This window comes from Streptosporangium fragile (genome assembly GCF_039534445.1).
Taxonomy (GTDB): Bacteria; Actinomycetota; Actinomycetes; order Streptosporangiales; family Streptosporangiaceae; genus Streptosporangium; species Streptosporangium fragile.
In genome coordinates this window covers 75,592-93,228 of sequence record NZ_BAAAVI010000031.1, presented here as the reverse complement: position 1 = coordinate 93,228, position 17,637 = coordinate 75,592, and the positions used below count along the sequence as shown (strand labels likewise).

Annotated in this window: 19 protein-coding genes and 1 tRNA gene; 10 read left to right on the top strand and 10 right to left on the bottom strand. The window is 71.0% G+C overall.

Going from position 1 to position 17,637, the window contains the following annotated elements; all coding sequences use genetic code 11:
* Positions 1-366 precede the first annotated feature (366 nt).
* On the top strand, positions 367-789 hold the full coding sequence (locus ABD841_RS21630) for a DUF4396 domain-containing protein (protein WP_344974604.1): 423 nt from the start codon (positions 367-369) through the stop codon (positions 787-789).
* Positions 790-803: 14 nt separating this feature from the next.
* On the opposite strand, the gene ABD841_RS21625 is transcribed toward ABD841_RS21630, so the two are convergent.
* The 5 genes from ABD841_RS21625 to ABD841_RS21605 all read right to left on the bottom strand — a co-directional run bounded on the left by ABD841_RS21625 (position 804) and on the right by ABD841_RS21605 (position 4,522).
* A complete protein-coding gene (locus ABD841_RS21625) occupies positions 804-1,451 on the bottom strand; it encodes a hypothetical protein (RefSeq protein WP_344974602.1) in 648 nt (215 codons plus the stop codon).
* Between the two features lie 59 nt (positions 1,452-1,510).
* Complete coding sequence (locus ABD841_RS21620; RefSeq protein ID WP_344974599.1) at positions 1,511-2,128, bottom strand: DUF2975 domain-containing protein; 618 nt, start codon at positions 2,126-2,128, stop codon at positions 1,511-1,513.
* 198 nt (positions 2,129-2,326) lie between these two features.
* Positions 2,327-3,196 carry a hypothetical protein gene (locus ABD841_RS21615; protein ID WP_344974596.1) on the bottom strand — a complete coding sequence of 290 codons (870 nt, stop codon included), beginning with the start codon at positions 3,194-3,196 and terminating at the stop codon, positions 2,327-2,329.
* 294 nt (positions 3,197-3,490) lie between these two features.
* Positions 3,491-3,564, bottom strand: a tRNA-Pro gene (locus ABD841_RS21610).
* A gap of 34 nt (positions 3,565-3,598) precedes the next feature.
* A complete protein-coding gene (locus ABD841_RS21605; RefSeq protein ID WP_344974593.1) occupies positions 3,599-4,522 on the bottom strand; it encodes a metallophosphoesterase in 924 nt (307 codons plus the stop codon).
* Positions 4,523-4,602: 80 nt separating this feature from the next.
* Here ABD841_RS21605 and ABD841_RS21600 point away from each other — a divergent pair, with 80 nt between their 5' ends.
* Entirely contained in the window at positions 4,603-5,058 is a 456-nt protein-coding gene (locus tag ABD841_RS21600) for a GatB/YqeY domain-containing protein (protein ID WP_344974592.1), read from the top strand.
* 209 nt (positions 5,059-5,267) lie between these two features.
* On the opposite strand, the gene ABD841_RS21595 is transcribed toward ABD841_RS21600, so the two are convergent.
* Positions 5,268-7,535 carry a transglycosylase domain-containing protein gene (locus tag ABD841_RS21595; RefSeq protein WP_344974590.1) on the bottom strand — a complete coding sequence of 756 codons (2,268 nt, stop codon included), beginning with the start codon at positions 7,533-7,535 and terminating at the stop codon, positions 5,268-5,270.
* Positions 7,536-7,799: 264 nt separating this feature from the next.
* On the opposite strand from ABD841_RS21595, the gene ABD841_RS21590 reads away from it, so the two are divergent.
* Positions 7,800-8,096: a WhiB family transcriptional regulator gene (locus ABD841_RS21590; RefSeq protein ID WP_184537432.1), complete on the top strand. Its 297-nt coding sequence runs from the start codon at positions 7,800-7,802 to the stop codon at positions 8,094-8,096.
* Between the two features lie 137 nt (positions 8,097-8,233).
* Here ABD841_RS21590 and bagB read toward each other — a convergent pair whose 3' ends face one another.
* Positions 8,234-9,364, bottom strand: coding sequence for an ATPase BagB (bagB, locus tag ABD841_RS21585; protein ID WP_344974587.1), 1,131 nt, complete (start codon positions 9,362-9,364; stop codon positions 8,234-8,236).
* Entirely contained in the window at positions 9,361-10,365 is a 1,005-nt protein-coding gene (bagA, locus tag ABD841_RS21580) for an ATPase BagA (RefSeq protein ID WP_344974584.1), read from the bottom strand. Before bagA ends, bagB begins: the two co-directional genes overlap by 4 nt.
* 427 nt (positions 10,366-10,792) lie before the next feature.
* Between bagA and sp36 the strand changes: the two genes are divergently transcribed.
* From sp36 to ABD841_RS21560, 4 genes are all read left to right on the top strand, one after another.
* On the top strand, positions 10,793-10,948 hold the full coding sequence (sp36, locus tag ABD841_RS21575; protein ID WP_344974583.1) for a Sp36 family protein: 156 nt from the start codon (positions 10,793-10,795) through the stop codon (positions 10,946-10,948).
* The gene (locus ABD841_RS21570) at positions 10,945-11,403 is read left to right on the top strand and encodes a RidA family protein (RefSeq protein ID WP_344974581.1); all 459 of its coding nucleotides are present in this window, start codon (positions 10,945-10,947) and stop codon (positions 11,401-11,403) included. Before sp36 ends, ABD841_RS21570 begins: the two co-directional genes overlap by 4 nt.
* 241 nt (positions 11,404-11,644) lie before the next feature.
* Positions 11,645-12,481: an NUDIX hydrolase gene (locus ABD841_RS21565; RefSeq protein ID WP_344974578.1), complete on the top strand. Its 837-nt coding sequence runs from the start codon at positions 11,645-11,647 to the stop codon at positions 12,479-12,481.
* The gene (locus tag ABD841_RS21560) at positions 12,478-13,269 is read left to right on the top strand and encodes an MBL fold metallo-hydrolase (RefSeq protein ID WP_344974575.1); all 792 of its coding nucleotides are present in this window, start codon (positions 12,478-12,480) and stop codon (positions 13,267-13,269) included. Before ABD841_RS21565 ends, ABD841_RS21560 begins: the two co-directional genes overlap by 4 nt.
* 255 nt (positions 13,270-13,524) lie before the next feature.
* On the opposite strand, the gene ABD841_RS21555 is transcribed toward ABD841_RS21560, so the two are convergent.
* Positions 13,525-14,205 carry a Crp/Fnr family transcriptional regulator gene (locus ABD841_RS21555; RefSeq protein ID WP_425582019.1) on the bottom strand — a complete coding sequence of 227 codons (681 nt, stop codon included), beginning with the start codon at positions 14,203-14,205 and terminating at the stop codon, positions 13,525-13,527.
* A gap of 150 nt (positions 14,206-14,355) precedes the next feature.
* Between ABD841_RS21555 and nth the strand changes: the two genes are divergently transcribed.
* Positions 14,356-15,012: an endonuclease III gene (nth, locus tag ABD841_RS21550; protein ID WP_344974572.1), complete on the top strand. Its 657-nt coding sequence runs from the start codon at positions 14,356-14,358 to the stop codon at positions 15,010-15,012.
* A gap of 107 nt (positions 15,013-15,119) precedes the next feature.
* On the top strand, positions 15,120-15,761 hold the full coding sequence (locus ABD841_RS21545; protein ID WP_344974569.1) for an NUDIX hydrolase: 642 nt from the start codon (positions 15,120-15,122) through the stop codon (positions 15,759-15,761).
* Here the strand turns inward: ABD841_RS21545 and ABD841_RS21540 are convergent.
* A complete protein-coding gene (locus ABD841_RS21540) occupies positions 15,711-16,262 on the bottom strand; it encodes a HEAT repeat domain-containing protein (protein WP_344974566.1) in 552 nt (183 codons plus the stop codon). The two genes, ABD841_RS21545 and ABD841_RS21540, sit on opposite strands and share 51 nt — an antisense overlap.
* Positions 16,263-16,334: 72 nt before the next feature.
* Here ABD841_RS21540 and ABD841_RS21535 point away from each other — a divergent pair, with 72 nt between their 5' ends.
* On the top strand, positions 16,335-17,531 hold the full coding sequence (locus ABD841_RS21535; protein WP_344974564.1) for a MarP family serine protease: 1,197 nt from the start codon (positions 16,335-16,337) through the stop codon (positions 17,529-17,531).
* Positions 17,532-17,637: the final 106 nt, after the last annotated feature.

Here is a 17,637-nt window from a genome sequence, read left to right as displayed (position 1 = left end):
CGGGCGCGACTCCCCTCCAGCAGCCGGTCGCTCAATGCTACCGGCCGTCGTAGGCGCAGGCCATGTGTTGTTGTCGTGCCGTTGCCCGGCGAACGACGAGTTCGTGGTTTCGGTTGATCCGGTGTCGCGAGGTTGGCTGGTGAAAAGACCGATTGCCATATACCCCCATGGGGTATATGGTGGGCGAGGTTGGAGAGAAGTGCGAGCCAGGAGGCTGGGATGTCCGAGCCCATGCACCACGTTGATCACACTGAGCACGAGAAGAGTCGCGGGTCTGACCATCGCGCGCATGCGGGCCACGAAGGCCACGCGGGTCACCACGGGGCCGGTCGGCACGCCGGTCACCGGCAGAAGGCCACGTGGCGGGTGGCCGCGTCGGCGACCCTGCACTGCCTGACCGGGTGCGCCATCGGCGAGGTGCTCGGCATGGTGATCGGCACGGCGCTCGGTTGGCCGAACGTGCCCACCATCGTGCTGGCCGTCGCGCTGGCCTTCTTCTTCGGCTACGCGCTCACCCTGGTCGGGCTGCGCAGGGCCGGTGTCGACTGGCGCAAGGCCGTCCGGCTGGCGCTCGCCGCCGACACCCTGTCCATCGTGGTCATGGAGATCGTCGACAACGCCGTCATGGTCGCCGTCCCCGGTGCGATGGACGCCGGTCTCACCTCCGGCCTGTTCTGGGGAGCCCTGGCCTTCGCCCTGCTGGTGGCCTTCCTGGTCACCACGCCCGTCAACAAGTGGATCATCGGCCGGGGTCGGGGGCACGCGGTCGTCCACGCCTACCACCACTGAAGGTGGAGCCGCTCCTACCTTCGGGATCGTCCGGAGTGCCGCCACCCCGCGAGGGCGAGGCCGGTGACCGCCACGGCCGTCACCCCGTAGACCCAGAGCGGGGCCGGCTCGGCGCCGGAGGCGCCGGGCCGGGTGGTGGCGGCGGTCGCCCGGGGGGCGGCGCCCGTGCGGAGAGCCGCGAGAAGGTCGTCGGTGAGCGCTTCCACGTCCTGGAACCCGTCCTCCTTGCGAAGGGGGCCGTCACCCGGGCGGACTCTCCGGTTGCTCAGGCACAGCGAGGTGTACAGGGGCACGCCCGGATCGGCCGCGAACAGGCCCGACCCCATGGCGCCCTGCTCGGCGAACACCAGGTACCGCGACCCGGTGTCGAACCGGCGGCCGCACCCCGCCTCCTCGACGGGCGTGGCCACCTCGAACTCGGCGCTTGGCGGCCCCTTGTAGACGTGGTCGACGCGGAAGGTGTAGACGACGGGCGGGATGGGCCCGAAGGGGTCGCGCTCGGGCCGGCGGGCGGCCACCGCCGTCCCGGTGAACACTGCTTCGGCCTCCCGCATCTGCTTCGCCGGGGCGGGGAAGATGCAGTCGCAGGCGCAGGCCGTGCCGGGAGTGACCGCGAGCGCGGCGGTCAGGAGCAGGAGAACGGCCACGAGCCGATGCCTCATGCTTTCACCACGTGTCCCTCCGGAGGGCGTGGACGTGGTGTCCGGTGCCGGGCGGCATGTCAGACCAGCCTTTCCGCGTCTTCACGCAGGCGGGCGCCCTTTCTGAAGATCGTCCCCAGCGCGGCCAGAAGGAGGGCGAACCCGATGGGGGCCGGGGCGAACGGCCAGTCGGCGTCGACCATCCCCTCGGCGGGCGTACCGTCCACCATGATCACGGCAACCAGCGTCCGGAGCGGTTCGACGAGCAGGCCGTACCCCGCCACGCAGCCGGCCATGATGAAGATCCGACGGGCGTTGCGTGACATGAAGGGATCGCCTGATCTGAGGGTTCGGGCGACCTGCCACAGCAGAAAGGTGAGAATGGTGGTCAGCAGCGCCGTCACCACCGACGGCAGGCGCAGCAGGAGGATCTGCCACCGCTCCGGACGGTCGAGCGAGATGGAGGCGCTGTGGTGCAGGTCGATCCTCAGCGGCCCCACCTGCCGGTAGTCGGCGAAGGGCCAGCCTGACAAGCCGGGCACCTCCATCGTGGCGGGGCCCGTGTGGGTCACTCCCGAGGTCATCCACGCCGTGCCGAGCAGGGCGATGACGGCGATCGCGAAAGCCAGGTAGATCAGGTTCTCGAAGACCGCCCACCAGGTGCGGGCCGACCACGTCCGAAGTCGTTCCCATCCCATGGGCCCTCCTTGTCGTTTCCCGATGCTAACGATGAACGACAAGAAGCGGGAGGGCGGTGAGGGCGTTCGGCGGTGGTTCGGCCACGGGGTGACGAAGGAGCACCGTGGCGTCATCCGGCCGGTCCACCGGCGGTGGTGATTCCACCGATCCGTGACGCGCGGTCGGCCGGGGCCGGCCAGGGTGAACACCGGGGACGGTCAGCCTCTGGGAAGGCTGCGACGGCGCAGCAGGAGCCCGGTGGCGGCGGCGAGGATGAGCAGGAAGCCGATCAGCACGAACGTCCGCCCGTCAGGGCCGGACTCGCCGCCACCTCCGGTCGCGGCTCCGCCCGCCGGTGTCCTGTTCACTCCGCCGTTCCCGTCCGTCGAGGTCCGGGTCACGGTCGCCGTGACGGTATGGGCCGGCTGCGGGCTCGTGGTCAGCCGGTCGTCCTCGGTCGGCTGGTCGTCTTCGCCCGGCCGGTCGTCCTCGGTCGGCTGGTCGTCCTCGTCCGGCCGACCGTCTGCGGAGGCGACTGTGAGGGGGTAGGTCGTCAGGGCGGTGGCGTTCCGTGCCTCACACCGGATCGACGGCTCGTTGGGCCTGGTCCCGAAGTTGATGTCACCCGGCCGCACCGTCGCGGTGCCCGCGTTGGACGAGGTCGTCCTCAGGGGGATCACGGCCGTCGGCAGGGGGATGGCCTGACCCGCGCCGAGCGTACCGAGCTCGCCCACCCCGGTGGCGGAGGTCAGCTTGGCCAGCCCGCTGATGGACGCGTACGCGTACAGCTTGGTGCCGCCGGCCAGACCCGTGGAGGGCACTCTCAACGCGGTGTCGTCGACGTAGGCTCCGCGCCAGCCGATGGTCATCTGCTTGCCCGTCGTCGCGTCGTCCGGCATCGTCAGCGCGACCTCGACCTTGATGTCCTGCGTCTCATCCACGCCGGTCGCGACGCAACGGTACTCGACGATGCCGGTGACGACGGTCGCGCCCTGCCCCGCCTCGGGGAGGGTGGCATGCACCGGTTGGCAGAAGAGGACCAGGCCGGCGGTCAGGGCGGCGAACGGGAGGATCGAGCGGGGGCGCACGGCGGCTCCTGTTGCGACAGAGGGGGTACAGGAGAGACGGGGCGGGAGGATGTCCGGTTGACAACACTGAGCCCTTTTCGTCCTGGGCGGCGTCGGGGTCGATCCAGGCGCGGTTCGAGGACGGAACTGATCCTGGCGAGCGCGAGCCCGGCCGGTCTCGGCGTGGGTTCCGCGATGCCGGGTGAGGATGCCGCGGAACGCGTGGGCCCGTCCGCTTCCGCGACGCGTGTGGCCCACAAGCGAAAGGCCTGATCACCGTCTCCGGTGACCAGGCCCTTGCCTGCAACTATCGGGTCGGGGTGGCGGGATTTGAACCCACGGCCTCTTCGTCCCGAACGAAGCGCGCTGCCAAGCTGCGCTACACCCCGCTCGCACGCCTGTCTTGCTCGTGCTTGGGAAAGTCTAGCGGACTTCGCGGGTGCTTGCGCCGCCTCGGCGCCGGGGGAGCAACGTGAGGAGACTCGCCTCGGGGTAGCAGGCGAAGCGGACCGGGGAGTAAGGGCTGGTCCCGAGGCCCGCCGAGACGTGGAGGAAGGCGGATTCGTGGCGGCTCAGGCCTTTGACACGGGCGCGGTCGATGCCGCAGTTCGTGACCAGGGCGCCGTAGAAGGGGATGCAGAGCTGACCGCCGTGGGTGTGGCCGGCCAGGAGGAGCTGGTAGCCGTCGGCGGCGAAGCGTGACATGTTGCGGGGCTCGGGCGAGTGCATCACGCCCAGGCGCAGGTCGGCCGCGGCCGGGGCGGGACCGGCGATCAGGTCGTAGCGGTCGAGGTTGATGTGGGAGTCGTGGATGCCGCCCACGGCCACGTCGAGGTCGCCGACCTTGACCCGGGCGGTGGCGTTGTTCATGTCCAGCCAGCCCTCGGCGGTCATGGCGGCGCCCAGCTCCTCCCAGGGGAGCGAGGGGACCTTCTGGCCGTAGTCCGCCTTGGAGGTGCGCCAGAGATACCGTACGGGGTTCTTGGGCCGTGGTGCGTACATGTCGTTGGAGCCGTAGACGAACAGGCCGGGGCGCGACAGCAGCGGCTCCAGGGCGTGCATGAGCGGCGTGATCGCGTCGGGGTGGGCGATGGAGTCGCCGGTGTTGACCACCAGGTCGGGGTTGAGTGCGCCCAGCGAGCGGACCCAGTTGATGAGCATGCGTCTGCCGGGGGTGAGATGCAGGTCGGACAGGTGCAGGATGCGCACCGGACGCTGCCCCGGCTCCAGCACCGGGACGTCGAAGCGCCGCAGCCGGAACGCGTTGCGCTCGACGATCGAGGCGTAGGCGAGGCCGGCCAGGCCGGCGCCGAACAGGGACAGGGAAACCGCGGCTGCTTTCCTCACCTTCTCATCATGCCCGAGATCGGCGTTGCGAACGGAAACTCGGGATACAGCGGGGCTGGTGAGGCGGCAAGATGGAGCGCATGAGCGCATTGAAGGACAAGCTGAAGGCCGATCTCACGGCCTCCATGAAGAATAGGGACGAGGTCCGCACCCGCACGCTTCGCATGGCCCTGGCGGCCGTGAACGTCGAGGAGGTCTCGGGCAAGGCGGCGCGTGAGCTGACCGACGACGAGATCCTCAAGGTGCTGACCAAGGAGGCCAAGAAGCGCCGCGAGGCGGCCGAGGCGTTCAAGGGCGCCGGGCGCGCGGAGCAGGCGCAGGCCGAGCTGGACGAGCAGGCCGTGCTGGAGGCTTATCTTCCGGCCCAGCTCTCCGACGAGGAGCTCGCCGCGATCGTGGATGAGGCCGTGGCCGCGAGCGGCGCCTCCGGGCCGCAGGCCATGGGCCAGGTCATGAAGATCGTGAACCCGAAGGTCGCCGGCCGTGCCGAGGGCAGCCGCGTCGCCCAGGCCGTCCGGGCCCGCCTGTCCTCCTGACCCCTTCGGCCCCCGCGGAGCCGGACTCCCCGGTTCTCGGGGCGGCCGATGCGGGCCCACCTGCCGGCCTTCACGGAACCGGACGGTTCCCGGGGGCGGTCGACGCGGACCTCGACGGCAGGGGCCCTGCCGGACCCCTCAGCGGGCTCCGACGGCAGGAAGCCCCCGTGCCGGACCCCTCGGGGGCCGGCACGGGGGCTCCGCCGTCGTCACTGGGTGACGATCGGGACGCTCCCGGTGGTGGCGCGGTCACCGTCGTTGCCCGGCCAGAACGTACCGCCGTTGGGGTCGTCTCCATCCTCGCCGGGTGAGAACGGGCCGCGGTCGCCGCGGTCGCCGTCGTTGTCACCCCGGTCGGGCTGCGGCGGGGGCTTGGGCGCGCACCGGCCGCCGGAGCAGCCGCCGAAGCGGTCCATGTTCACCGGGGTGAACGGGGTGGCCTCGACGCCCTTGAGCGCGTCGAGCATGGAGTACTTCCAGATGCGGCCGGAGATCGTGGCGCCGTACACGTAGTCGTAGTAACGCCCGCCGATGGTCACGCCGGTCAGGTCGTGTTTGAAGGCGCCGCGCGGGTCACCGAGGCTGACCGCGGAGGCGAGGTCGGGGGTGAAGCCGGCGAACCAGGCGGCGGTGTAGGCGTCGGTGGTGCCGGTCTTGCCGGCCGCCGGGCGGCCGATCCCGCCGACCTCGGTCATCGTGCCCTTGGTGAACACCCCGGACATGATGTGGGCGGCCGCGTCGGCGACCTCCTCGTCGAGGACCTGCTTGCACTTCGGCTTGTACGAGGTGCTCTTGCCGGTGCGGTCGGTGATCTCGGTGATCGCGATCGGCGTGCAGTAGGTGCCGCGGGCGGCGATCGTCGCGTAGGCGGCGGAGACCGTCACCGGGTCCATCTCGTTGACGCCGAGCGTGAAGGTCTCGACCTCCCGCAGCGGCTTGCCGTCGGCGCGCTTGATGCCCAGGTCCTTGGCCATTTTGACCGTCTCGCAGAGGCCGACCTCCTGCTCCAGGCGCATGAAGAAGGTGTTCACCGAGCCCAGGGTGCCGGTGGTCAGCGTCTTGAAGCCGCCGCCGCCCTCGCTGGAGTTGAAGACCGGGTGCTTGGGGTCACCGACCGCGTTGCCCTTGCAGTCGCGGAACGCGCCGTAGCTCGGCGCGTTGTAGCTGGACCCGGTGGCGAAGCCGTCGTTGAGCTTCATGCCCTGGTCGAGGGCGGCCAGCAGGGTGAAGGGCTTGAACGTCGACCCCGCCTGGAACCCGCCGCCGCCGCCGTGCGCCACGTCGCCGACGAGGTTGTAGCTGATCTCGTTCTTCTTCTTGTTCGTCCCGAACTTCCGGCTGGCGGCCATCGCCTTGATGGCGCCGGTGCCGGGGACGACCATCGCCTGTGAGGCGACCGGCTTGTCGCTGGTCTTGACGTACTCCCGGATCGCCTTCTCCGAGGCCTTCTGCGCCTGCCTGTCGAGCGTCGTCTTGATGACCAGGCCGCCCCGGTGCAGCGTCCGCTCGCGCTGCTTGCGGGTCTTGCCGAAGTCCTCGTTGATCAGGAGCTCGTTCCGGACGTAGAGGCAGAAGTAGGGGAAGTCGCTCTCCTCGCACCCGCCGGGAGCGGGGATGTCCTTCCAGCCGAGCTTCTTCTTCTTGGCCTCCTCGGCCTCCTGCGGCGTGATCTTGCCGAGCTCGGCCATCCGGGCCAGCACGACGTTGCGTCGCTGCAGCAGCCGGTCGCGGAACGCCTTGCCCCGGCTCGGGTCGGTCATGCTCGGGTTCTGTACCGCTCCGGCCAGTGTGGCCGCCTCCCACAGGTTGAGCTTGGAGGCGGGCTTGTCGAAGAAGCGCTTGGCGGCCGCCTGGATGCCGTAGGCGCCCGCGCCGAAGTAGGAGATGTTCAGGTAGCGCTCAAGGATCTCCGACTTGGTGTACTTCTCTTCGACGGCCAGCGCGTAGCGCAGCTCGTTCAGCTTGCGTGAGAGGGTGGGCGCCTGCGCGGCGTCCTGCTCCTCCTTGGTCTCGGCGCTGTTGACCAACACGAGCTTGACGTACTGCTGGGTGATGGATGAGCCACCCTGGATGACCCCGCCGCCCGAGACGTTCTTCACCGCCGCACGGAAGGTGCCCTCCAGGTCGATCGCGCCGTGCTCGTAGAACCGGTAGTCCTCGATCGCGACGATCGCGGTCTTCATGATGTCGGCGACCTGGTCCAGTTTCACCGACTCGCGGTTGCCCTCTTCGAAGTAGAACTGGGCGAACTGCTTGCCGTCGGCGTCGAGCAGGGTGGTCTTCTCCGGGAGCGGGGGCTCTTTGAGCTCCTCGGGAAGAAGGCGCAGCTCATCCGTCGTGGCGTTCACCGTGATTCCCGCGCCGCCCACCGCCGGCAGCGCCACGGCTGCGACCAGCACACCCGTGACAGCTGCCGCGCCCAGCAGCTTGACGACGTTGCCGATCGCCGATCCCTGATCTTTGCCTTGAGCTTGCACGAATCCAAGGGTACGTCGGACGGATGGCCCAAACAGTCACGGAACACCATTTTGTCGCGACTTCCCGCAGCGGCATGGTCAGGTGACTAGTCATTCCCGGCCAGATGGCCGTGGATGACCATGTGAGAATTTGGTCCCGCCGGGGTCTGTCGGCCCGAACGTCTGATTGCGTACGTTCTCTTTTCAGCAATTGAATACCTGAGGCCCGACGCCCGCGCCCGTCGGCCCAAGTCACGACTGACCACCTAAGGGGAGTGGGGTCGAATGTGGATCACGGATTGGACCTCCCGTGCGGCCTGTAAGGGTGCGGATCCTGACGCGCTGTTCGTTCAGGGTGCTGCCCAGAACCGAGCAAAGCTGATCTGCCGAGGATGCCCGGTCCGGACCGAGTGCCTCGCCGATGCGCTGGACAATCGCATCGAGTTCGGGGTGTGGGGCGGAATGACCGAGCGCGAACGCCGGGCGCTGCTGCGCCGGCGACCGGATGTCGACTCCTGGCGAGAGCTCCTGGAGATGGCCAAAGAAGAATACGAGCGGACGAACGAGCTGATCGCCGGCTGAGTTCGCACATATTCCGTACGGCCGGCGCCCAGGCGCCGGCCGTACGCGTATGTCGGGGCCCGCCGAGCCAGGCCGGCCCCGGCGAACGCCCGGGTGCCACCCCGCGCGCGCCCGATGGCGCGCGGTGGCCGCGGTGACTACCGCTGGTCGGCCAGCAGGCGGCCCACCTCGCGCAACCCTTCCAGGTCGTGCACGTCCTCCGGCATGGCGGGGACCCGCGCCACGGGCACCGTGGGGTGGGCGGAGACGAAGTGCTCCTGCTCGCGCTGCTCGCGGGCGGCCAGCTGCATGCGGTCGGCGTGCAGCCGCAGCACGGCGGAGGTCAGCTCGTGTTCGCCGCGCGAGTCCAGGTCCTCCGCCGCGGCGGCGCTCCGGGCCGCCGACAGCACGGCTGCGGGCGAGCGGTGCACCCGGTTGACCACGAGCCCGGCCAGCGGCATGCGCTCCTCGGCCAGCCTCTCCACGAAGTAGGACGCCTCACGCATCGCGTCACGCTCGGGCGAGGCCACGACGACGAACGCGGTCCCCGGGGCCTGCAGAAGCCGGTAGGTCTGCTCCGCACGGGCCCTGAATCCGCCGAAGACGGCGTCCAGTGCGGAGACGAACGTCTGCAGGTCCTTGAGCACCTGGGCGCCCAGCAGCTTGGTCAGCGCCCCGGCGACGATGCCGAAACCCATGTTGAGCAGCTTGAACGCACTGCGCCCACCGGCCTTGGCGGGAGCCATGAGCAACCGGATGAGCCGGCCGTCGAGGAAGCGGCCGAGTCGTTCGGGCGCGTCCAGGAAGTCGAGCGCCGAGCGGGACGGCGGGGTGTCGACGACGATCAGGTCCCACTCGTCCGACTGGCGGAGCTGGCCGAGCTTCTCCATCGCCATGTACTCCTGCGTGCCGGCGAAGCTCGACGACAGGGACTGGTAGAAGGGGTTCGTCAGGATCTGACGGGCCCGCTCGGGGTCGGCGTGCGCTTCGATGATCTCGTCGAAGGTCCGCTTCATGTCGAGCATCATGGCGTGCAGGTGGCCCGAGCCGGCCACGCCGGTGACCGGCCTGGGGATGTTGTCGAGCTCGGTGAGCCCCATCGACTGCGCCAGGCGCCGGGCCGGGTCGACGGTGAGCACCACGGCGGAGCGGCCGCGCTCGGCGGCGCGGAGCCCCAGCGCCGCGGCGGTGGTGGTCTTGCCGACGCCGCCGGAGCCGCAGCAGACGATGATCCGGGTGCCCGGGTCGTCGATGATCGCGTCGAGATCGAGAACCGGCGAGGTCTTCACGCTGCTCCCTGGGTGCGGATCGATTCCGCCAGCTCGTACAGCCCGGACAGATCCACTCCGTCGGCCAGTAACGGCAGCTCGTAGCGGGGGCGGGCGGACCTGTCCAGCGCCATCCTCTCACGGCGTTCCAGCTCGCTGCGGCGGGCGTGCTCGGCGATCTCCTCGGTCAGCGCCTCGGCCACGGCGACCGCGGCCGGCCCGCCGTCGGTGAGCCCGGCGGCTTTCAGGCCGAGCACCAGCTCGGACGGGTCGAAGCGGTTCTCGGCCGCGGCGTCCAGGACGGACGCGGGCAGCAGCGACTCGCGGACCATGTTGGTGAAGATCCCGCCCGGCGGCAGCCCGGCCTCGCTCAGTTCTCCCAGGCCGTCCAAGGTCTCCTGGACCGGCATCTCCTCCAGGAGCGTGACGAAGTGCACCGCGGTCTCGGGGGAGGACACGACGCCGTTCACCAGGTCGGCGTGGTTCTTGATCGGGCCGACCCTGGCCAGCCCGGCGACCTCGTTGGTGACGTTGAGGAAGCGCGTGATCCGGCCGGTCGGCGGCGCGTCGAGCACGACCGCGTCGTAGACCCTCCGGCCGTCCTTGCCCCTGCGCCGCACGGCCTCGCTCGTCTTGCCGGTGACCAGGACGTCGCGAAAACCCGGGGCGATAGTGGTGGCGAAGTCGACGACGCCCATCTTGGTGAGAGCCATGCCGGCCCGGCGCATGCCGTAGAACATCTCGAGGTATTCGAGCATGGCCTCCTCGGCGTCGATGGCGAGCGCGTAGACGTCCCCGCCGCCGGGCGCGACGGCGATCTTGCGCTCCTCGTACGGCAACGGGGGAAGGTCGAAGATCTGGGCGATCCCCTGCCGGCCCTCGACCTCGACGAGCAGGACCTTCCGGCCGCCCGCGGCGAGGGCGAGGGCGAGTGCGGCGGCCACCGTGGTCTTGCCGGTGCCGCCCTTGCCGGTGACGACGTGAAGGCGTACGCCGTCCCAATCGGTGTCGCGAGCTTTCACATTTCGAAGGCTACCCAACGGTTACTTGACAACTCGCCGGACCCTTGACGGTCGGAGCCCGCCGCGATGCCGCGCCGCGGGGGTCCCGGGGTGTCCCGGTGCCGTGTTCGCGCCGCCCCGGTGTCCCGGCGATCGACGGGCGCGGGCCCGCTCACCGCCCCGTCCGGGCCGCGCCCGCCGATCGCGCTGGTCAGCGCTCCGAGCCCGGGACGGCGCCCCGGCGGCCGGGACGTTCCCGCGCCGGGGGCCCGACCGGCGAGGCCGGGCACGGGTGCCCTGCCTGGCGGTGGGGCCGCATCTCTAACCGATGGGATGTGGAAAGTAAATATGCAGATTCTCACAACGATCTATCGCCGCACGGCCACGCCGCGGGCGCCGGGGCCCCTTCGGGCCGCCCGGCCGGGGCGGTCTCGCTAATGTGTCCCGCATGACGAAATGGGAGTACGCGACAGTGCCGCTGCTGGTCCACGCGACCAAGCAGATTCTCGACAACTGGGGACAGGACGGCTGGGAGCTCGTCCAGGTCGTGCCGGGGCCCAACCCCGAGCAGCTGGTCGCCTACCTGAAGCGACCTCAGCAGTGACGGCCGAGGAGAGACTGGCGGAGCTCGGCCTGACCCTGCCGCAGGTCGTGCCGCCGCTTGCGGCGTACGTCCCCGCGGTCCGCTCCGGCGACTACGTCTACACCTCGGGCCAGCTGCCGGTGGTGGACGGCAAGCTCTCGGTCACCGGCAAGGTCGGCGCGGAGGTCGGCGCCGAGGAGGCGTACGGGCTCGCGAGGATCTGCGCGCTCAACGCCCTCGCCGCGGTCGCGTCGGCGGCCGGTGGCCTGTCGAACATCGTCCGGATCGTCAAGGTCGTCGGCTTCGTGGCCAGCGCCCCTGACTTCACCGGCCAGCCGCAGGTCGTCAACGGGGCCAGCGAGCTGCTCGCGGAGGTCCTCGGCGAGCAGGGCAAGCACGCCCGCAGCGCCGTCGGCGTCGCCGTCCTTCCGCTGGACGCGCCGGTCGAGGTCGAGTTGATCGCCGAGGTGCGCTGAGATCGGGGCCTGCCGATCGCCGGGGCGCCGAGGGCGAGGGGCGCAAGGGCTGAGGCGTGCTGATCGCCGGGACGCCGAGGCCGGAGCGCGCTGATCGCCGAGGTGCGCTGAGATCGGGGCAGGACCGCTGACGGCGCCCGGGTGCGCCGGCCGGGCGCCGGGGCGGGCCCGCGATTGTCCGGGGCGGGGCCGTGCCACATGATGGACCCTGGAACAGAGCGATGTTCGGTGGAGGGTCTGAATGGGCGGTATCCCGCTTCCTGGCGCGCTGGGTGAGCGTGCGCGCGACATCCTGGCCGGGCGGGTGGAGCCCGTCCCGGCCCGGGACGCCGCCACGGTGGTCATCCTCCGGGAGGGCTCCGGCGCCGCGGAGGTCTACCTGCTGCGGCGCAAGTCGAGCATGGCCTTCGCGGCGGGGGCCTACGTCTTCCCCGGAGGTTCGGTCGACCCGCGTGACACCGACCAGGCGATCGCCTGGTCCGGGCCGTCGCCCGCGGCCTGGGGCGAGATCTTCCGCGCCGACGAGAAGACCGCCCGCGGCCTGGTGTGCGCCGCCGTCCGGGAGACCTTCGAGGAGTCGGGCGTGCTGCTCGCCGGGCTCTCCGCCGAGTCCGTCGTGGCCGACACCACCGGGGAGGACTGGGAGGCCGACCGGCTCGCCCTGATCGACCGGACCCTGTCCTTCGCCGAGTTCCTCGGCAGGCGCGGCCTGGTCCTCCGCGCCGACCTCCTCCGCCCCTGGGCGCACTGGATCACCCCCGAGGTCGAGAGCCGGCGCTTCGACACCCGCTTCTTCGTCGCCGCGCTCCCGCCCGGTCAGCGCACCCGCGACGTCGGCGGCGAGGCCGACCAGGTCGTCTGGGTACGGCCGGCCGACGCGCTCGCCCGCGCCGCGGAGGGCCAGATCTTCCTGATGCCCCCGACCCATCGCACGCTCGGCGAGCTTGCCGCGTACGAGAAGGTCACCGACGTGCTCGCGACCGAGCGTGAGATCGTGACGTTCATGCCGAAGATCGCCGAAGTGGACGGGGAGATGCGCATCGTGCTCGACGACGACTACCGGTTCGGTGGCGCGTGAGCGGGCTGCGGATCCCCCTGACGGGGCCCGACGGGTCGGGCACCGACCACGCGTTCAACCTCCTGGCCCCCAACCCGTCCGAGATGACGCTGGACGGCACCAACACCTGGGTGATCGGTCGCGGTGAGGAAGTGCTGGTGGTCGACCCGGGGCCGGACGACGACGGGCATCTCGCCCGGGTCGTCGCGCACCTGGAGGGGCGCAGGGTCGTCGCGATCCTGCTCACCCACGGCCACCGCGACCACAGCGCCGGCGCCGGTACGTTCGCCGGCCTGGTGCGCGCGCCCGTCAGGGCCCTGGACCCCGCGCACCGCCTGGGCGAGGAGGGACTCGGCGACGGGGACGTGCTCGTGGCCGGCGACCTTGAGCTGCACGTGGTCGGCACGCCCGGCCACTCGTTCGACTCGCTCTGCTTCTGGCTGCCGGAGGACCGGGCGATCCTCACCGGTGACACCGTGCTCGGCCGGGGCACCACGGTGATCGCCTCGGACGGCGACCTGGCCGACTACCTGCGCTCCCTGGACCTGCTCCGCGCCAGGGCCGAGCAGGTCGGCGCGGAGGCGCTGCTGCCGGGCCACGGCCCGGTGCTGCCCGATCCGATCGGGGCGCTCGACGGCTACATCGCGCACCGGCGGCGGCGGCTGGACCAGATCCGGGCCGCGCGGGAGCGGGGGGCGGTCACACCGCGGGAGATCGTCGAGATCGTCTACGCGGGCGTGGACGAATCGCTCTGGTTCGCCGCCGAGATGTCGGTGCGCGCCCAGCTCGCCTACCTGGACGGCCTCTGACGCCTGACGCCTGACGCCTGACGCCGTCCGCCTCGGGCGGGCCGACGACGGACCGACGGGCCTACAGGGCCGACGACGGACCGACGGGCCTACAACGGGCCGGCGCCGTCCGAGCCGCGGGCCGGAACGGCCGGCGGATGACAGCGACGGGACCGGCGGGCATCGGTCGTGCGTGCCGGGGCGGCGCGGCCGGCGGCGCCGGCCATGCGGGGTGGCGCGGGCGCGCGGGGTGGCGCGGATGTGCGCGGGGCCGGGTCAGCGCGAGCGGTTGTGCAGGCGCTCCAGGTCCATGATGACCACGGCCTTGGCCTCGATGCGCAGCCAGCCGCGCTGGGCGAAGTCGGCCAGCGCCTTGTTCACGGTCTCGCGCGAGGCGCCGACCAGTTGGGCCAGCTCCTCCTGGGTGAGGTCGTGGTGGACGCGGACGCCGTCGTCGACCCGCTGGCCGAAGCGGTCGGCGAGGTCGAGCAGAGCCTTGGCCACCCGGCCGGGCACGTCGGTGAAGACCAGGTCGGCCAGCACGTCGTTGGTCCGGCGGAGCCGCTGGGCCAGCGCCCGGAGCAGGTGCAGGGCGACCTCGGGGCGGCCGGTCAGCCAGGGGCGCAGGTCGTCGTGGCCGAGCCCGGCCAGGCGGACGTCCGTCAGCGCGGTGGCGGTCGCCGTCCGGGGACGGGGGTCGAACAGCGACAGTTCGCCGAACATCTCGCCCGGGCCGAGCACACTGAGCAGGTTCTCCCGGCCGTCGGGGGCGGTGCGGGAGAGCTTGATCTTTCCTTCCAGCACCACGTAGAGGCGGTCCCCGGTCTCGTTCTCGCTGAAAAGGGTCTGCCCCTTGGAGAGCTCCACCTCGGAGACGCTCGTGCGCAGTGCGGCGGCGCCCTCACGGTCGAGCGCAGCGAACAGAGGGGCCTTGGCCAGCACGTCGTCGGTGTTCACGATGCCTCCTGGTTCACGGCTCACGCAGTCATTGTGACCCATCCCACCATGAAGCTCTCAGGCGGGCCTTGAGCGTAGGCTGTCGGAGTGCTCCGCAACGCGCGTCCCGCCGGGGAATCCCGGCTCGCTCTGGTCCGTCGAGCTCGGCGAATGGACCGAATCCTGGCGGGAACCTACCCTGACGCTCACTGCGAGCTCGACTTCGGCAACCCGCTCGAGCTGCTGGTCGCGACGATTCTGTCCGCGCAGTGCACCGACAAGAGGGTCAACGCCGTCACGCCTCGCCTTTTCGCCAAATATCCCACGACAGAGGACTACGCCGCAGCCGACCGGGCCGAGCTGGAGGAGATCATCCGGTCCACCGGGTTCTTCCGGGCCAAGGCCAACAGCATCATCGGCATGGCCCAGTCCCTGTGCGAGCGCTTCGGCGGTGAGGTCCCGGGCAGGCTGAAGGACCTGGTGACCCTGCCGGGGGTCGGCCGCAAGACCGCCAACGTGGTGCTCGGCAACGCCTTCGGCGTGCCCGGCATCACCGTCGACACCCACTTCCAGCGGCTGACCCGGCGGTTCGGCTGGACCGCGGAGACCGACCCGGTGAAAATCGAGCAGGACGTCGCCGGGCTCATCCCGAAGCGCGACTGGACGATGATGTCCCACCGCCTGATCTGGCACGGCCGCCGTATGTGCCACGCCCGCAGGCCGGCCTGCGGCGCCTGCCCGCTCGCGGTGCTCTGCCCCTCGTACGGGATCGGCCCCACCGACCCGGCCGAGGCCGCCAAACTGGTGCGTCCCGGTCCTTTCTCGTGACCGCCCGGCAGGTGTCCTTCGGGCCGCCGCCTTTCCCGGTCATTCGTCGGCCGCGGCCGGGAAGCGGGGGACAGGACGGTGTGTTGCAGAAGATCGGAGGTGTGCCCGTGGAAGTCCCTGGGTGGTTGGAGACTCTGGCGGGGCGGGTCGCGCGGACACCGGTTCCCCCGGTGATGCGCCCGCCGGCGTCCGGTGGGCGTCCGGCCGCGGTGCTGCTGCTCTTCGGAGAGGGGCCGTTCGGTCCCGACGTGCTGCTGATCCAGCGCAGCTCGCGCGGGCGCACGCACGCGGGCCAGCCCGCCTTCCCCGGTGGTGGGGTCGACCCCGAGGACGGCGGCCCGGTCGCGGCGGCGCTGCGCGAGGCGGCGGAGGAGACCGGCCTCGACCCGGCCGGCGTCCACGTGGTCGGGACCATGCCCGAGCTGTACGTCAGCCGCAGTGACAACCGGGTGACCCCGGTGCTCGCCTGGTGGCACACGCCCTGCGCGGTGCACGCGGCCTCACCCGACGAGGTGGAGTCGGTGGAGCGGGTCCCGATCCGCGAGCTCGTCGACCCGGCGAACCGGCTCAGGCTCCGCCACCCCAGCGGTCACTCCGGGCCCGCGTTCCGGGTGCGCGGGCTGCTGGTGTGGGGGTTCACCGCGGGAGTGCTCGACGGGGTGCTCGCCGGCTCGGGTTTCGCCCTTCCCTGGGACCGCTCACGGGTCGAGGACCTCCCGCCTGACGTCCTCAACCTCGCGTCCCGTTGACAGGGCCAGGCCGAGGCAGGCCCAGTCGGCCACGTCCTCGTCGGGGTCGTGGACCAGCCGCCGCAGGGCGGCCAGGCCGGTCGGGTCGGGCGGGCTGCCCATGATGTTCGGGAGCGCGTACGCCGCGCCGTACCGGATCCCGGGGTCCGCGTGCTCGGACAGGGCGATCACGGACGGCAGCGCGCGGCGGTCCCTGAGGTGGCCGAAGGCGATCAGCACCGAGTAGAGCACCAGGCAGTCGTCCTCGCGGGCGGACAGGGCCCGGAGCACCGGAAGGCTCCGGTCGACGAAGCCGAGCCGGCCCAGGATGTCGACCCCGAGCATGCGTTCGGCGGGCGTCTCGCCCGCGCACAGGCGCTTGGCCGCGGTGAAGGTCTCCAGGTCGCCCCGCCGCTGCAGCTCCTCGATCGCCCGCCAGCGGATCGCGCCGTCCTGGTCCCGGTCGCGCAGCGCGGTCTCGATGAGGGCCTCCACGGCCGCCGATCCCCCGATCGTTGCCATTCGGCCACGATAACGGCACAGACCCCTGAGAAGGCGTGCACGCGCGGGGCGGTGTCTGGATACCGTAAAGGAGTGAATGGTGATCTCCTCGATCTCATCCTGATCGCGTTGATGGTGGCCTTCGCGGTGTCGGGATACCGCCAGGGGTTCATCATCGGGGCCCTGAGCTTCATCGGGTTCGTCGGCGGCGGCCTGCTCGGTATGTTCATCGCCCCGCCGATCGCCGGTGCCATCGTCGAGGGCGATACCGAGCGCGCGCTGCTGGCGATCGTCATCGTCTTCCTCGCCGCCACGATCGGGCAGTTCGCCTCCTCGACGATCGGCGCCGTCGTCCGCAGCCACGTGACCTGGGAGCCCGCCAAGGTCGTCGACGCGGTCGGCGGCACCTTCGCCAGCGCCTTCTCGGTACTGATCATCGCCTGGCTGATCGGCTCCCTGGTCACCTTCTCGCAGTTCACGCTGCTCAGCGAGCAGGTCAACAAGTCCTTACTGATCAGCACCGTCGATCAGGCGATGCCGCAGGCGGCCAAGGACATCCAGAAGCCGATCAAGGAGTTCATCGACACCTCCGGCTTCCCCAAGGTGTTCGACGCGATCGGGGGCGGCCAGTTCGTCGAGGTCCCGCCGCCCGACCAGAGCGTGGCCCGCGGCAACCGGGCCCTCTCGCGGGCCCGCCGGGGCATCGTCAAGGTCCAGGGTGTCGCCTCCAGCTGCCGCAAACACATCGAGGGCACCGGGTTCGTCTACGCCCAGAACAAGGTCATGACCAACGCCCACGTGGTCGCCGGGGTCGATCAGGAGCTCCAGGTCACCGACTACACGAACCGGTCCCACGCCGCCCGGGTCGTGCTCTACAACCCCGACAGGGACATCGCCATCCTTCACGTCCCCGACCTGAACATGCCGATCCTGCGTTTCGACGGCACCGCCAAGAAGGGCGACGACGCGATCGTCGCGGGCTTCCCGCACGGCCAGGGCTACACCATGAACGAGGCCCGCATCCGGGTGCAGCAGAGGGCCAAGGGGCCCGACATCTACGAGCGCAAGACCGTCTACCGCGACGTCTACGCGATCCGCGGCGTGGTCCGGCAGGGCAACTCCGGCGGTCCGCTGCTGACTCCGGAGGGCAAGGTCTACGGCGTCGTCTTCGCGGCGGCCCTTGACCAGCAGGAGACCGGCTACGTCCTCACCGCCGCCGAGGTGGCGCCGGACGCCGAAGACGGCTCCAAGCTGTTCAACCGGGTCGACACCCAGGAGTGCGACCAGTAACCGGGGCGTCCGCGGCCCTCGGGAGCCCCCGGGGCGCTGCGGGCTCCGGGATTCCGCCCCCGCCGGTCCCTCCGCCCCTGCGGATTCTGCGGATCCCGCGGGAGGC

Bases quoted from the DNA above. Each gene is read 5' to 3' on its own strand.
- ABD841_RS21540 (WP_344974566.1), bottom strand. From the start codon at position 16,262: ATGGCAACGATCGGGGGATCGGCGGCCGTGGAGGCCCTCATCGAGACC.
- ABD841_RS21620 (WP_344974599.1), bottom strand. From the start codon at position 2,128: ATGGGATGGGAACGACTTCGGACGTGGTCGGCCCGCACCTGGTGGGCG.
- nth (WP_344974572.1), top strand. From the start codon at position 14,356: ATGGACCGAATCCTGGCGGGAACCTACCCTGACGCTCACTGCGAGCTC.
- ABD841_RS21590 (WP_184537432.1), top strand. From the start codon at position 7,800: ATGTGGATCACGGATTGGACCTCCCGTGCGGCCTGTAAGGGTGCGGAT.
- sp36 (WP_344974583.1), top strand. From the start codon at position 10,793: ATGACGAAATGGGAGTACGCGACAGTGCCGCTGCTGGTCCACGCGACC.
- ABD841_RS21600 (WP_344974592.1), top strand. From the start codon at position 4,603: ATGAGCGCATTGAAGGACAAGCTGAAGGCCGATCTCACGGCCTCCATG.
- ABD841_RS21625 (WP_344974602.1), bottom strand. From the start codon at position 1,451: ATGAGGCATCGGCTCGTGGCCGTTCTCCTGCTCCTGACCGCCGCGCTC.
- ABD841_RS21565 (WP_344974578.1), top strand. From the start codon at position 11,645: ATGGGCGGTATCCCGCTTCCTGGCGCGCTGGGTGAGCGTGCGCGCGAC.